Origin of the sequence: Sulfitobacter sp. F26204, from assembly GCF_026410305.1 — a bacterium.
Taxonomy (GTDB): Bacteria; Pseudomonadota; Alphaproteobacteria; order Rhodobacterales; family Rhodobacteraceae; genus Sulfitobacter.
The window spans coordinates 286969-301124 of the sequence record NZ_JAPMLQ010000004.1 but is presented as its reverse complement, the minus strand read 5'-3'; the positions used below and the strand labels follow the sequence as shown (position 1 = coordinate 301124).

Below are 14156 nucleotides of genomic sequence, written 5' to 3'. Positions count from 1 at the left end.
CGCCAAGGCCGTTCCTCTTTTTGGCCTCAAATACCGCGGAGGGTCCGGGAGGCAGAGCCTCCCGAAAGGTGGTCGGGTGCATTCCGCACCCGATACCAGTTCAGCTGTACCAGTTGCCCAGCTTCACTTCGGTCTCCCCGCCAATCATCTTTGCAAAACTTTCGGGGTCCTGGGTTCCCCCGTCGCGGCCGCGGTAGTGATAGGGATAGACGTAGGTGGGTGCGAATTCGGACACGGCTGAAGCGGCCGCATTTGCGTCCATCGTGAACGGCAGGTTCATACAGACAAAGGCCAGATCAATGTCGGTGAGACTGCGCATCTCGGGAATGTCTTCGGTATCGCCAGAGATATAGATACGGAAATCTTCAAAGTTCAGGACATAGCCGTTGTCACGTCCCTTGGGGTGAAACTTCATTCGTTCCTCTGTGGTGTTATAGGCCGGGATGGCCTGGATCGACAGGGTGTTGAATTCGCTCACACTGCCATTTGCCACATCGCTTGCGCGCTCTTTCAATCCTTCGGTCAGTTTTCCCATCACCGCTGGGTTCACGATCATCTGGGTCTCATCTGTGACGAGGGCCTGTAGCGTCTCCTCATTATAATGATCACCATGTTCGTGGGTGATCAGAATCAGATCGGGCGCAGGCATGCCCTCGTATTGCGCCGCATCTCCGACCGGGTCGACGTAAATGGTGCCCTTCGGTGTTTCCAGCACGATCGAAGCATGGTTCACGGGATGGACGCTGATCTTGCCTGCAGGGGTGTCAAAGGTATCCGCCCCATGCCCCTCGGCACGCAGGGCGAAGGGCAGCAAGGTGATGGTGCCGGCGACAGCGGCACCGGTGGTGAAGAACTCTCTGCGGGTCTGGGTCATCGGGTTTTCCTTTCTGATATGCGATTACAGTTAGCGGTATCGGCAAACTTGTCAAAGTGTGGACCGGCAAAACCGGCTATCGGTCATCCCCTCCCGCGGAGTCATTCCCGGCAAGGGCATCCTCCTCGATCGAGCTTTGCGCCGCCGCCGTCACGGCCCGGCGCTCTTCATCAGTCAGGTCATCAACCTTGGCATCAGCCAGACGAACGGTGACTTCACGATGGGCAAATTTGATGCCCTCACGTTCGAACAACTCGCGGATCTCTTGATAGATCCGTTTGCGAATGACCCATTGGTCGCCCGGCTTGGTCATGAACTTGACCCTGATGATCATGGCAGAATCCTGCATTTCGATCACACCCTGCGACTTCAGCGGCTGAATAAAGTCTGCCCCGATGACAGGATCATCCAAAAGGTCCTGTCCCAGTTTCTTGATCAGTTTGCGCACATGTTCGACATCCGTGTCATAGGTTACGCGCAGCGGCAGCTTCATGATCACCCAGTCGCGGGAGTAATTGGTCATGACCTGCAATTCACCAAAGGGTATCGTGTGCAGGGCACCAAGGTGATGGCGCAGTTGGAAGGACCGCACAGAGATTTTTTCAACCGTGCCTTTGACACCGCCGACATCCAGATATTCACCCTTGCGGAAAGCATCATCAAACAGAAAGAACGCGCCTGCAAAAATATCACGCACCAACGCCTGAGAACCAAAGCCAACCGCAACGCCGACGATACCCGCCCCTGCAAACAAGGGGCCGACGTTGATGCCGACCTGCATCAGAACGATCAGCAGGATCGTCACCACGACAACGATCAATATGAAGTTGCGGAACAAAGGCAGCAAGGTTGCCAGACGGCTGGCGGAACTGCCGCCGCCCTCATCGCCCAGTTCGCCTTCTTCCTGGTCACCGGCTTCCTGTTGGATCTTGGTATCTATCCAGATGCGGAAGGCATGATAGACGATGTAGCCGATGAAAATGATGACCATGATGTCGAGCAGGCGGTCGGCAAAACTTTCGACCATTCTGGCACCATCATTGTCCCAAATGTAAAAGAATGCATATACCCCGGCTACAAAAGCCAGAATGCCGGCAACACGCCGTGCCAACCCTTCAAAACTGTTCATCTGACGGCGCGGGGTGGTAAGGCTGCGCGCCTCTTCTTCGGCCTTACGGCTAATTAGCAATGCCTCGCTCAATCGCGCCACTTCTTCCGGGTCGGCGTCATGGCTCTCGGCTTCGGCCAGTGCCTGTTCCTGCGCCTCTTCCTCTTGCATGATGTCATTCATACGCCGCAGGGCACGGGCACGGGCAAAACTGCGTTCAATCGCGAAGTTGATCACACCGTATACGACAATGATGGAAATCAGTATGCCATATGCCCCGGCAATTAACGGGATCGAACTGGGCACACCAAGCACAAGATCATAAGTCAGCTCGATCCAAGCATAGACAACATAAAGGATGACCACAGGTGCCCATATCTGGCTGAGTATCCTGATCGCCAGACTGGTATCCGCAGCACTTTCCCCGCCGCGCAAAGCGCGCGAAATCGCCCTGCGGTTGATGATCACCATGCCGATGTTCATCAATACGATCACCGCCGATAGAACTGAAACAAGGAAGGCATAGACATCATAGTTCAGCCCCAGTTCCGCAATCCATATCCCGAGAAGGATTGCGCAGATGTCAAAGGTTGCCAGCACCCAGAGCCACCAATGTAACCGCCTGGCGTCGTGATCGCTGAGGGCGGGAATGCGATATTGTGGCAAGTAGGGCGACAGGATCATGCGCCACAGTCCTGCAACAAAGCGGCACGAAAAATACCCGATGTTGATCAAGGTAACCGTGAATTGCATGGCGGTGTCTTCGAGCGTGCCAAAGACGATGGCCCCGATGATATAAGCGACGACCATTGACACCAGGATCCCTCCAACCCCTCCTGCGAACCGCAGGACAAGAAAAGGCATCTTTTCCGCAAAGCCTTGGGGGTTTTCGTGAATGCGCGGGACAATAATGTGCCGCATCAGCCGCTGGCCGTAAATCTTGCGTTCAAATAGAACGCCGATCCCGAACAACAACATGCTGTAAAGCAATGCCTTGCCAAAGGCGGCCAATGTTCCATCGGGACTTGCCGCCCGCAGGATGTACAATACTTCGTTGAAAGCATCGGGCATTTGCAGCAGCCGCGCAATCAGGGCGGACCGGAACTTTACCGTACGATCCTGCAGCGCCATCAAGGCAGAGCCTTTGGCATCCGTTTGCGCAATGTCGTGCGGTTCGGCCTGCGCAGCTTGGGTCAATAGAGTGCCGTTGCTATCGATAACCACGACGCCAACACCCGCTGCAGCTGCCTGACGCATGATGTCACTTATGTTGGTGTCGCGGTTTTCCGCCGCGCTTTCGTCCTGCGCATGCAGCAGCCCCAGTACCCCCTGCGCCTGAGCAGCCTGCGGCATTGAACCGGCCAGAAGGCTGAGGAACATGAACAACACAATCACAAGGCGCATCTCGGGTTCCTCAGCTTGTTGCAATCGAAACACGCTAAGCCAGCACCGGGCTCAATGCAATTGCGTCGCATCGCGTCTGAACCGATGCTACGCACATAACTGTGAACCGTGATGTTTTACAAAGCACTTCGGTTTATGCCATAGCGATAAAGGGGCTGCGCCATATTAGCGTCAAAACCGCGCGACACCGGTACGTTTCGGACCAACGGGTTTAGACCGCTATGGGCGGGAAAAGGTAATTTCTATGGGGCCAACACCTTCGTTTCACAACCGGAGCAAGACCCGGTCCCGACGGATCATGTTTTACAGTCACGACACCTTCGGGTTGGGCCATCTGCGCCGCTCGCGTGCTTTGGCGACGGCAATGACCCGGGCAGATCCGGATGCTTCGGCCATTATCCTTACAGGGTCGCCGGTTGCGGGACGGTTTACCTTTCCTGAACGGGTGGATCACATCCGCCTGCCCGGTGTCACGAAAACGCCCGATGGCACTTATATCAGCCAGACCCTGGGGTTGGACATTGACGATACGACTTCTCTGCGGGCGGGCCTGATCCAAAGCGCGGTTGAACGGTTCGAACCTGATTTGTTGATCGTCGACAAGGAGCCAACAGGTTTTCGCGGTGAACTGTTGCCGACACTGGAATTCCTGCGTCTGCGCGGCCGTACACGCACTGTCCTTGGGCTGCGTGATGTATTGGATGAACCCGAAGTCCTGGCCGCTGAATGGCAGCGCAAAGGTGCCCTGGCCGCCGCCGACAACCTTTATGACGAAGTTTGGGTCTATGGTGTGCATGATGTCTATGATCCGACAAGCGGCCTGTCCCTGTCCGAGGAAACCCGCGCACGCATGCATTGGACGGGGTATCTGCGCCGTGAAGTGACAGATGCAACCGACACACCTGACACGCCTTACGTCCTGATCACGCCCGGTGGCGGCGGGGATGGCGCGGCGATGGTGTCGCTGGTCCTGTCCGCCTATGAACAGGATCCCGATCTGGGGCCGAATGCACTGCTGATCTATGGTCCCTTTCTGTCAGGCGATGTGCGCGATGCCTTTGACGCGCGGGTGGCAAAACTTAACGGGCGAGTCACCGCTGTCGGCTTTGATAGCCGGATAGAGGCACTTTTTGCCGGTGCGGTCGGTGTGGTGTGCATGGGCGGCTACAATACCTTTTGCGAGGTATTGTCATTTGACAAACCCGCAGTGATCCTGCCGCGTACCAAACCCCGGCTTGAGCAATGGATCAGGGCCAGTCGCGCCGAGGAACTGGGTCTGGTGCGCATGCTGGACGAATTTCGCGACGGCATGACAACGCAGGCAATGATTTCTGCTATCCGTGCCTTGCCGGATCAACCCAAACCCTCAGCCGCCGGAGCCGATGGCTTGCTTGACGGGCTGGACATTGTGGTGGAGCGCGCCCGCATCCTGATGGATGGAGAGGGGCGGAAATGAGCGTGCCCCCCCGTTTGGCCGTTGTCGTCAAAGGATGGCCGCGCCTGTCCGAGACCTTTATCGCTCAGGAACTGGTCGCCCTTGAAGAGGCAGGCCTTGATTTTGAAATCTGGTCCCTGCGCCATCCGACCGACCGCAAGACACACCCGTTGCATGACAGATTGCGTGCCAACATCCGCTATCTGCCGGAATATCTGCGCGACGATCCAAGGCGTGTGGCGCGGGCCATGGGTGGCGCTTCTCAAATGCCGGGTTTCGATGCAGCAGCTGCTGCCTTTGTTGCGGATCTGAAACGTGACGACACGGCCAATCGCCGTCGCCGCTGGGGGCAGGCCTGTGTGATGGCACATGAAATACCCGCCGGCGTCGCTGGAATTTACGCCCATTTTCTGCACACCCCGTCATCGGTTGCGCGTTATGCGGCAATCTTGCGCGGGCTACCCTGGTCGTTCTCTGCCCATGCCAAAGACATTTGGACCTCGCCCGAATGGGAGTTGCGTGAAAAGCTCTCGGCGGCAACATATGGTGCCGCCTTTGGCGCGACCTGCACAAAATTCGGAGCAGAACATCTACAATCACTCGCCGACAGACCTGACCGCGTTGATCTGGTATATCATGGTCTTGATCTGGGGCGTTTTCCCCCTCCGCCCGAACGGCCCTTGCCAACACCGGGCGCTCCCTTTGCGATGCTCTCTGTCGGCCGTCTTGTGGAAAAAAAGGGCTATGATAACCTGCTGGACGGATTGGCCCTACTGCCTGAAACGCTTGATTGGCACTTTACCCATATCGGCGGTGGCGTTTTAGATGGCACCATGCGGGCACGGGCAGAACAGTTGGGCATCGCTGGCCGCATCACATGGCGCGGCGCTTGTGACCAACCAGAGGTGATTGCCGCCATGCGGGCAGCAGATTTATTTGTCCTGCCCTCGCGCATTGCGTCGGATGGCGACCGTGACGGATTGCCAAATGTCCTGATGGAAGCCGCCAGTCAAAAACTCGCCATCCTCAGCACGCCGGTTTCTGCCATCCCCGAATTCATCACGAACGGAATCCACGGTATTCTCTGCGACGATGCCCCCGCGGCACTTGCCGATGCGATGGGTGACATAGCGCAAGACCCCGCCCGCGCCAGAACACTGGCCGAGGCCGCCTTTGACCGGCTTACCACCGCGTTTTTGATGCAACCCGGCATCACGCATCTGGCCAAACGATTGACAGCCATGTTGACGGCGGCGCGCTGATGCATCTGGCCTTTTATGCGCCAATGAAATCTCCAAACCATCCGGTGCCTTCCGGTGATCGCAGCATTGCACAATCCTTGATTGTCGCACTGAATTTTTTAGGGGCAGAGGTCAGCGTCGCCTCGGAATTGCGTAGCCGGGACGGAACCGGCGACAGCGCGGTTCAGGCGCAGCTAAAGTGCAGGGCCGAGACCGAAATCCAACGATTGATCAAGCTGGGGGAGATCGCCAACTGGCAGGCCTGGATCACCTACCACAACTATTACAAGGCACCTGACCTGCTTGGCCCCGAGGTGAGTCGTGCATTGGGCATTCCCTATCTTCAGGTTGAATCAACGCGCGCCCGAAAACGGTTGACCGGCACCTGGTCCAGTTTTGCCGAGGCCGCAGAACAGGCAGCGGATGCAGCACAGGTCATATTCTATTTCTCGACCAGGGACGCCATTGGCCTGCGCCAATATGCAAAGCCGCAGCAACGGTTCATCCACCTGCGGCCTTTTCTGCCTATCCAGGAAACCCCATACGCAAGCGTAGGTTCCGGGCCGATGCTAAGTGTCGGTATGATGCGCGCCGGGGACAAACTAGCCTCTTACAAGATTATTGCCGAGACACTGGGCTTGCTGACCACCACCGACTGGCAACTCCAGATCGCGGGTGACGGCCCGGCCCGGCCGCAGGTAGAGGAGATGATGGCCCCCTTCCATGGCCAGGTGAATTTTCTGGGACAGCTTGATCTTGAAACGCTCAAAAGCATCTATCAAAGCGCCAGTCTTTTTTTCTGGCCCGGCGTGAACGAGGCGCTTGGGATGGTCTATCTGGAAGCGCAGTCTGTCGGGTTGCCCGTTGTGGCCCAAGACCGCCCCGGCATGCGCGAAGTGCTTGCCCCCGCAGATTACCCCGCCCCCTCCGATGGTGCATCTACCCTTGCTGCATTACTGGATGAATTGCTGTGCGACCCTTTGAAATTAAAGACCGCTGGCCAGATTGCCCGGTCATATATTTCTAACAATCATCTGATGCCCTCCGCTGCGGATACCCTGCGCGCCGGACTGGCACATGTAGGAGTTACCAAATGATCCGTCTTGCCTTGATGCGTCATGGTCACACCGCCTGGAACCGCGCAGGGCGCATCCAGGGACGGACCGACATACCGCTTGATGAGGCCGCCAAGACGGATTTGTCCAGGCTCATGTTGCCGCCCCTCTGGTCAGGAGCCGACCTATATGCCAGTCCGTTGATGCGCGCCGTGGATACCGCGCGGATTGTCGCGGACACCGCCCCACAGACATCGCCCGCATTGATCGAAATGGATTGGGGCCGCTGGGAGGGCAAGTTCGGCGCGCAGTTGCGTGCAGATCCCAGCAGCGGTTATCGCGACATAGAAACCTGGGGCTGGGACTATACGCCGCCGGATGGTGAGCCACCGGCGGCACTTCGCGATCGCCTGTTGCCCTGGGTCGCTACCCTGCAGGCGGACAGCCTGGTTGTGTCGCACATCGGCGTGATGCGCGTGCTGTTGGCAATCGCAACCGGCTGGGCCTTTACCGGCCCCGCACCCTTCCGGATAAAGCGCAATCGGTTGTATATCATTGATGTCACATCGAAGGGTTGGGATTTTCATGCCGAACCGGTGCGACTTGTGGAACGCCCTTCATGAAAGTGATGATCGTCGTTACGCATCTGTTGGGCACGGGACATTTGGCCCGTGCTGCCACGCTCGCCCATGCCTTTAAGGACGCGGGGCACAGACCGGTTATTGTGTCCGGGGGACTGCCAGTCCAACGCTTTGAGAACAGCGACCTGGAGCTGGTACAACTGCCCCCGGTTCGATCGGATGGCGTAGATTTCAGCCGGCTTCTGACACCGACCGGAACCGTGGCAGATGCTGCACACCTGCAAGCGCGACAAAGGCAAATCATTGATGTCCTTCAAATCCTCCAGCCGGACATCTTGATTACGGAACTGTTTCCATTCGGACGGCGCATTCTGAAAGACGAATTCACCGCCCTCTTGCTGGCTGCGCGCGCTTTGCCGCAACCTTTGAAAATTTTTGCCTCGGTCCGAGATATTCTTGCCCCTCCAAGCAAACCCAGCAAGGTAAGCTATGCTGATCAGATCATTGCCCAGCATTATGATGCTGTGCTTGTGCATTCCGATCCCGACGTCACCCCATTGGATCTAAGCTGGCCCGTGTCTGACTCCCTGCGCCCAAAACTGCAGTATACCGGCTTTGTTGCCCCCCCGCCGGTTCAGCCTGACCCTGCTGTAGTGGGGGCGGACGAAATCATTGTCAGTGCAGGTGGTGGTGCTGTGGGCCGCAAACTCTTTGACTGCGCAAGATTGGCCGCAACAAATGATCCTGACACGACCTGGCGTCTTCTCATCGGAGGTGCAGATGCAGCAGTAACCATCACTGCGCTGCAGCAAGGCGCGCCCGGCAACCTGATTGTCGAAGGTCTGCGGCCGGAATTCCGACAAATGCTTCACCATGTGCGGGCATCGGTGTCTTTTTGCGGGTACAACACTGCCCAAGACATCTTGCAAACAGATTGTCCCGCCGTTTTCGTACCCTTTGATGACGGCGGCGAGGTCGAACAAAGCATTCGCGCTACTGCATTGGGGCGGCTCGATGGGATCGAGGTTCTTGCCTCATCTGACATGACCCCGGCCAAATTGCTGCAAAGCCTCAACGCTGCGGTCTCCGCCCCTCGCAGACCGCATAGCGCCTATGTCGATGGTGGTGTCAAAACGGTTCAAATCTCTGCTGGCTTTGGTAATGTTACCAAAAATGTTTGACTGGTCAGGCATAAAGCAGGAGTTGGCAATCTGGCGCAGGGAAAACCGCAGGCTGACGGTTTGGTGGCGTGATGACGACACTGTGACACATCGGCCGGAATTGGATCAACTGATTGATCTGAAAACAAAATCTGGCGTCGCACTTCATATCGCCGTGATTCCGAAGCATGCGGATCAAAGTCTTGTTGCGATTTGCAGGACAGAACACAATCTTGTCCCATTGGTACATGGCTGGGCGCATGACAATCACGCGTCCGATGGACAGAAAAAGGCCGAATTCGGCTTTGACCGAGCAACCCTCGCAGCTGATGCAGAACGCGGCATCGACCGAATGGGCAGATTGTTTGGTTCAGACTTCCTGCCGTGTTTCGTCCCGCCCTGGAACCGGATCCTTCCTGATTTACTGCCTGCTTTGCCAGATATGGGGTATACATGCGTTTCGAAATTCACCCCCCGTCAACAACGGTTGGCGGCCCCCGGTCTGGTCAGCATCAACACCCATGTCGACCCGATAAACTGGCGAGCGGGCGGCGGTCTGCTCGCGCCTGACAGTCTGGCAGATGTTATTCTATCCTTGTTGCGGGACCGGCGATTGGGGCGCAGTGATTCCACTGAACCGCTTGGGCTATTGACCCATCATCTGGTGCATGATGCGGCGATCTGGACCTTTACCGAGACCTTCCTGAAGACAATGCTGGACGCGGGGGCCATGCCGGTTAACCTATTGGAACTGAAAGATGACTTGCCATGAGCCGCCTTGAATCCATGAGCCGTCGTTTGACCGCACAGATTGAAGGCCTGAATTGGGCGGCGGCCCAGATCAAGGACATACAGGGGGACATTCTGGAATTGGGCTTGGGCAATGGTCGCACCTATGACCATCTGCGTCAGGAGTTGCCTGATCGACGCATTTGGGTGATTGACCGCATCCTGAAACCACACCCAAGCTGCGTGCCCCCGAAACAGGATTTTTTGCAGGGCGAGGCCGAGGAAATGCTACGGAAAATGGCTGCCCGTAACATCCGGATCGCAATGGCTCACTACGATTTTGGATTTGGCGTCAAGGAGTTGGACGCGGCGGAGGGTGAAAAGCTGTCGCCCTTCATCACCGCGCTCGTTGCAAAAGGCGGATTGATCGTTTCGCAGCAACCCTTGATCGGGGTGAGGCAAATACGCGGGCCAGCAACCATCGATCCCGAACGGTATCTTTTTTATCGTGCCTAAGCAGGGCGAAGCCCCAGGATTTCGCGGGCTTGTGTGGGCGTTGCGACGGGTCTTTCGTATTGATCACAAAGGCTTACAGCGCGCTGGACAAGGGCCGCATTGGAAGGTGCGAGCGTGGTTTTGTCCAGCCTTACATTGTCCTCAAGGCCTGCCCGGGTATGCCCCCCGGCAGCGATGGCCCATTCGTTGAGTACAATCTGATTGGGGCCGATCCCGGCGGCACACCAGGCGGCATCCGGCGCAAGACGCGCAAGGGTTTTTACATAGAAATCAAAGGTTTCCTTGTCGGCTGGCATGGCATTTTTGACGCCCATCACGAATTGGACATAAAGCTTTCCGGGGATGCGGCCGTCGCGATTCATCTCGGCCGCCTTGTGAATGTGGGACAGGTCGAAAGCTTCGATTTCGGGTTTCACATCATAGCTGCGCATTTCGCTTGCCAGCCAATCGACCAGTTGCGGCGGATTTTCGTAAACGCGGGTGGGAAAGTTGTTGGAGCCGACAGAGAGGCTTGCCATGTCCGGACGCAGGGACAGCATGCCGCCGCGTTCCTGACCCGCGCCTGAGCGGCCTCCGGTCGAAAATTGTATAATCATGTCAGGGCAATGCTTCTTTAGCCCCTCTTGCAAACGTGCGAATTTTTCTGGGTCGGAACTGGGGCTTTCATCGGCATTGCGCACATGGGCGTGGCAGATGCTGGCCCCAGCCTCATAGGCCTCATGGGTGCTTTCGATCTGTTCTTCGATGGTTGTTGGGACCGCTGGATTGGCCGCCTTGGTGGGGACAGAACCGGTGATGGCGACACAGAGGATACAGGGATTGGACATGCGGAGGAGCCTTGCGATTCAGGTGGTTTGACACGGTTATACAGGTGGGGTGCCTCGCGTACACCCCAGGTGCACCCTATGTACACCACCGCAGCGCAGCATCGTCGTTAGTTTTTGGTGATCTCGCGCGCCACCAGATAGGCGACAGGAACCGCGAGCGCAGCACCGATCCCGGCCGCCGTCAGGATCGCATTCAGCGTGACATATCCGGCGGACAGCACCACGATGACGCCGCCACCAGCGAGGGCAGTGGCAATAATGGAATAGAGCATGGAGGCGAGGCGGAACATGGTGTGGCCTTTCGGGCTATGTGAGTCGCGAAAGGGGTAGCAGAGGCGTGCCGCGTGGGCGTTGATTTGTATCAAATGGGGGGAGCGGGATCAGCGGAGCCGATAGTGACGGGAGATGTTTGGAGCGTGGTTGTTGCGGTGGCATAGTGGGGGCAGGTGACGGGGTAGCGTAGGGTGGGTGAAACCCACACGCAATGATTTGTTAACCATGCTGCACCAGAATTGTCTGATGAGCCGATACCGCCGCATGTATGTCCCGGGAGGAACGTATTTCTTTACTGTCAATTTGGCCCAACGTGGCGGGGACTTGTTGCTGCGCGAGATTGAATTGCTCCGCTTATCTTATGCGTCGGTTGCAGCCGAGCATCCGATCCAATGTGACGCTATGGTGATATTGCCAGATCATCTTCATGCTGTTTGGACGTTGCCCGGTGGTGATGCTGATTTTTCTGTTCGATGGAAGAAGATCAAGGCGACGTTCTCAAAGCATTGCGGTGCCGTGAATGATGTCAGTTCCAGCAAGGCCCGCAAAGGCGAACGTGGGATATGGCAGCGGCGGTTTTGGGAGCATTACATTCGAGACGAAGAGGATTTCGCGGCGCATGTAAATTATTGCCATTGGAACCCAGTGAAACATGGGTTTGTTGAGCGAGCCGATGATTGGCCATATTCGACGGTGCATCGGTATGCGAAGGTTCGGAGATGGGCGTAGGGTGGGTGCAACCCACGTTTGCGCCGGTTGAAATGGAGTGGCGCGTGGGTTTCACCCACCCTACCCATCCATCTTCAGCGCAGAAATAAACGCTTCCTGCGGAATATCCACCTTGCCAAACTGGCGCATCTTCTTCTTACCGGCCTTCTGCTTCTCCAGCAGCTTCTTCTTGCGTGTCGCATCGCCGCCGTAACACTTGGCCGTCACGTCCTTGCGCATCGCGCTCAATGTCTCACGCGCGATGACCTTGCCGCCGATAGCGGCCTGGATCGGGATCTTGAACATGTGGCGGGGGATCAGGTCTTTCAGCTTTTCGACCATCGCCCTGCCCCGCGCCTCGGCACGGTCGCGGTGGACCATGGTAGAGAGCGCGTCGACGGGTTCGTCGTTCACGAGGATCGACATTTTGACCAGCGCGTCGGTGCGGTAACCGGTCATGATATAGTCGAAGGACGCATACCCTTTGGTAACGCTTTTGAGTCTATCGTAGAAATCGAACACCACTTCGTTCAACGGCAGGTCATAGACGACCATAGCGCGGGAACCGGCGTAGGTAAGGTCCATCTGGATGCCGCGGCGGTCCTGGCAGAGTTTCAGCACGTCGCCAAGGTATTCGTCAGGCACGAGGATCGTCGCCTTGATGCGCGGCTCTTCGATGTGGTCGACAAAGGTGAGGTCGGGCATGTCTGCGGGGTTGTGCAATTGCGTGACTTTGCCGTCCTTCATGTGGATATCGTAGATAACGGAGGGCGCGGTGGTGATGAGGTCGATATTGTATTCACGCTCGATCCGGTCGCGGATGACTTCGAGGTGCAGCAGGCCGAGGAAACCGCAACGGAAGCCGAAGCCAAGGGCGGCGGATGTTTCCATTTCGAAGGAGAAGCTCGCGTCATTGAGGGCGAGTTTTTCGATGGAATCGCGCAGATCTTCGAAGTCGGCAGCGTCGACGGGGAAAAGGCCACAAAAGACCACGGGCTGTGCGGGTTTGAAGCCAGGCAGCGCGTCGGTGGTGCCCTTTTTCTCATGCGTGATCGTGTCGCCGACGCGGGTATCACGGACCTGTTTGATGGAGGCCGTGAGAAAGCCGATCTCGCCGGGGCCAAGTTCGTCGATCTCGGTCATGGCGGGACGAAAGACGCCGATGCGGTCCACGTGGTGCGTGGAGTTGTTGGAGAGCATGCGGATACGTTCGCCCTTTTTCAGCACGCCGTCCATGATACGGACAAGGACGATGACGCCGAGATAGCTGTCGTACCACGAATCAACCAGCATCGCCTTGAGAGGCGCATCGCGGGTGCCTTTGGGGGGCGGCAGGTGTTCGACGATGGCTTCGAGGGTTTCGGGGATGCCAATGCCGGTTTTGGCGGAGACACGGATCGCACCGCTGGCGTCGATGCCGATCACATCTTCGATCTGCTCGGCCACGCGGTCACAATCGGCGGCGGGCAGGTCGATCTTGTTCAGGACGGGGACGATTTCGTGGTCCGCGTCGATGGCGTGATAGACGTTGGCCAGCGTCTGCGCCTCGACGCCCTGGGTGGAATCCACGACCAGCAGCGAGCCTTCGACGGCGCGCATGGAGCGTGAGACCTCATAGGCGAAATCGACGTGACCGGGGGTGTCGATCAGATTGAGGACGTAATCCTCGCCATTTTTCGCAGTGTAGTTGATGCGCACGGTCTGCGCCTTGATGGTGATGCCGCGCTCACGTTCGATGTCCATGGAATCGAGCATCTGCTCTTTCATATCGCGGTCCGCCACGGTGTTCGTGGACTGGATCAAGCGATCAGCCAGAGTGGATTTACCGTGGTCGATGTGGGCCACGATGGAGAAATTGCGGATGTGTGAAAGCGGTGTCATATATGGGGATATGAGGCGGATTGTGGGGTTGGTCAAGGTGGATCGTGGGGTCGCGGGACAGGAGTGCCGAGTCCGGCTGGTTTTCACGCTCTCCAGGCCACAGAGAACCGGTTTCAGGCACCCCCGGTTCAGAGGCGATGACGCTGTGTTGCCTTGCAGTTGGTGATGAACGCAGGTTCCGTCGTTGTGCGACCTCCCTGCGGGATGCTGGGATTGATGCCACCCCATGGTTTGCCCGCAATAGAAACGTGATTTGCCCCCTCCCCCGGAATCCGGCATACTGTGCCACAGGCAAAACAGGACCACCAAGGGGCAAACCCCATCGGTCCGCGGCAAAGGCAGTATTTATGGTTCGTTTATCTGT

13 protein-coding genes are annotated in these 14156 nt (G+C 57.3%); 8 read left to right on the top strand and 5 right to left on the bottom strand.

The features are described from left to right. Nucleotides 1-100: 100 nt before the first annotated feature. A complete protein-coding gene (locus tag OS190_RS12725) occupies nt 101-874 on the bottom strand; it encodes an MBL fold metallo-hydrolase (protein WP_267159078.1) in 774 nt (257 codons plus the stop codon). Nucleotides 875-950: 76 nt separating this feature from the next. Further along, the gene (locus OS190_RS12720) at nt 951-3386 is read right to left on the bottom strand and encodes a mechanosensitive ion channel family protein (protein WP_267159077.1); all 2436 of its coding nucleotides are present in this window, start codon (nt 3384-3386) and stop codon (nt 951-953) included. A 244-nt stretch (nt 3387-3630) separates the two neighbouring features. Here OS190_RS12720 and OS190_RS12715 point away from each other — a divergent pair, with 244 nt between their 5' ends. Genes OS190_RS12715 through OS190_RS12685 form a run of 7 tightly spaced genes read left to right on the top strand, consistent with a single transcriptional unit; the run spans nt 3631 to nt 10103 of the window. Next, on the top strand, nt 3631-4842 hold the full coding sequence (locus tag OS190_RS12715; RefSeq protein WP_267159076.1) for a glycosyltransferase family protein: 1212 nt from the start codon (nt 3631-3633) through the stop codon (nt 4840-4842). Beyond that, entirely contained in the window at nt 4839-6083 is a 1245-nt protein-coding gene (locus tag OS190_RS12710; protein WP_267159075.1) for a glycosyltransferase, read from the top strand. The genes OS190_RS12715 and OS190_RS12710 overlap by 4 nt, the downstream gene beginning before the upstream one ends. After that, nucleotides 6083-7159, top strand: coding sequence for a glycosyltransferase (locus OS190_RS12705; RefSeq protein ID WP_267159074.1), 1077 nt, complete (start codon nt 6083-6085; stop codon nt 7157-7159). The genes OS190_RS12710 and OS190_RS12705 overlap by 1 nt, the downstream gene beginning before the upstream one ends. After that, on the top strand, nt 7156-7740 hold the full coding sequence (locus OS190_RS12700; RefSeq protein WP_267159073.1) for a histidine phosphatase family protein: 585 nt from the start codon (nt 7156-7158) through the stop codon (nt 7738-7740). Before OS190_RS12705 ends, OS190_RS12700 begins: the two co-directional genes overlap by 4 nt. Next, the gene (locus tag OS190_RS12695) at nt 7737-8879 is read left to right on the top strand and encodes a glycosyltransferase family protein (protein WP_267159072.1); all 1143 of its coding nucleotides are present in this window, start codon (nt 7737-7739) and stop codon (nt 8877-8879) included. The genes OS190_RS12700 and OS190_RS12695 overlap by 4 nt, the downstream gene beginning before the upstream one ends. Then, entirely contained in the window at nt 8872-9630 is a 759-nt protein-coding gene (locus OS190_RS12690) for a polysaccharide deacetylase family protein (RefSeq protein ID WP_267159071.1), read from the top strand. Before OS190_RS12695 ends, OS190_RS12690 begins: the two co-directional genes overlap by 8 nt. Beyond that, complete coding sequence (locus OS190_RS12685) at nt 9627-10103, top strand: class I SAM-dependent methyltransferase (RefSeq protein ID WP_267159070.1); 477 nt, start codon at nt 9627-9629, stop codon at nt 10101-10103. The genes OS190_RS12690 and OS190_RS12685 overlap by 4 nt, the downstream gene beginning before the upstream one ends. Here the strand turns inward: OS190_RS12685 and OS190_RS12680 are convergent. Together OS190_RS12680 and OS190_RS12675 are read right to left on the bottom strand one after the other, a co-directional pair. Beyond that, nucleotides 10100-10930 (bottom strand): 3-oxoadipate:acetyl-CoA acetyltransferase, encoded by an 831-nt coding sequence (locus tag OS190_RS12680; protein ID WP_267159069.1) that lies wholly within the window; start codon nt 10928-10930, stop codon nt 10100-10102. The genes OS190_RS12685 and OS190_RS12680 overlap by 4 nt on opposite strands. A gap of 107 nt (nt 10931-11037) precedes the next feature. Then, the gene (locus tag OS190_RS12675) at nt 11038-11220 is read right to left on the bottom strand and encodes a hypothetical protein (RefSeq protein WP_267159068.1); all 183 of its coding nucleotides are present in this window, start codon (nt 11218-11220) and stop codon (nt 11038-11040) included. A gap of 229 nt (nt 11221-11449) precedes the next feature. On the opposite strand from OS190_RS12675, the gene OS190_RS12670 reads away from it, so the two are divergent. Continuing rightward, entirely contained in the window at nt 11450-11932 is a 483-nt protein-coding gene (locus tag OS190_RS12670) for an REP-associated tyrosine transposase (protein ID WP_267159067.1), read from the top strand. 60 nt (nt 11933-11992) lie between these two features. On the opposite strand, the gene lepA is transcribed toward OS190_RS12670, so the two are convergent. Further along, the gene (lepA, locus tag OS190_RS12665) at nt 11993-13792 is read right to left on the bottom strand and encodes a translation elongation factor 4 (protein ID WP_267159135.1); all 1800 of its coding nucleotides are present in this window, start codon (nt 13790-13792) and stop codon (nt 11993-11995) included. Between the last annotated feature and the right edge of the window lie 364 nt (nt 13793-14156).

Bases quoted from the DNA above. Each gene is read 5' to 3' on its own strand.
- OS190_RS12725 (WP_267159078.1), bottom strand. From the start codon at position 874: ATGACCCAGACCCGCAGAGAGTTCTTCACCACCGGTGCCGCTGTCGCC.
- OS190_RS12705 (WP_267159074.1), top strand. From the start codon at position 6,083: ATGCATCTGGCCTTTTATGCGCCAATGAAATCTCCAAACCATCCGGTG.
- OS190_RS12670 (WP_267159067.1), top strand. From the start codon at position 11,450: ATGAGCCGATACCGCCGCATGTATGTCCCGGGAGGAACGTATTTCTTT.
- OS190_RS12710 (WP_267159075.1), top strand. From the start codon at position 4,839: ATGAGCGTGCCCCCCCGTTTGGCCGTTGTCGTCAAAGGATGGCCGCGC.
- OS190_RS12695 (WP_267159072.1), top strand. From the start codon at position 7,737: ATGAAAGTGATGATCGTCGTTACGCATCTGTTGGGCACGGGACATTTG.
- lepA (WP_267159135.1), bottom strand. From the start codon at position 13,792: ATGACACCGCTTTCACACATCCGCAATTTCTCCATCGTGGCCCACATC.
- OS190_RS12720 (WP_267159077.1), bottom strand. From the start codon at position 3,386: ATGCGCCTTGTGATTGTGTTGTTCATGTTCCTCAGCCTTCTGGCCGGT.
- OS190_RS12690 (WP_267159071.1), top strand. From the start codon at position 8,872: ATGTTTGACTGGTCAGGCATAAAGCAGGAGTTGGCAATCTGGCGCAGG.
- OS190_RS12700 (WP_267159073.1), top strand. From the start codon at position 7,156: ATGATCCGTCTTGCCTTGATGCGTCATGGTCACACCGCCTGGAACCGC.
- OS190_RS12685 (WP_267159070.1), top strand. From the start codon at position 9,627: ATGAGCCGCCTTGAATCCATGAGCCGTCGTTTGACCGCACAGATTGAA.
- OS190_RS12715 (WP_267159076.1), top strand. From the start codon at position 3,631: ATGGGGCCAACACCTTCGTTTCACAACCGGAGCAAGACCCGGTCCCGA.
- OS190_RS12675 (WP_267159068.1), bottom strand. From the start codon at position 11,220: ATGTTCCGCCTCGCCTCCATGCTCTATTCCATTATTGCCACTGCCCTC.
- OS190_RS12680 (WP_267159069.1), bottom strand. From the start codon at position 10,930: ATGTCCAATCCCTGTATCCTCTGTGTCGCCATCACCGGTTCTGTCCCC.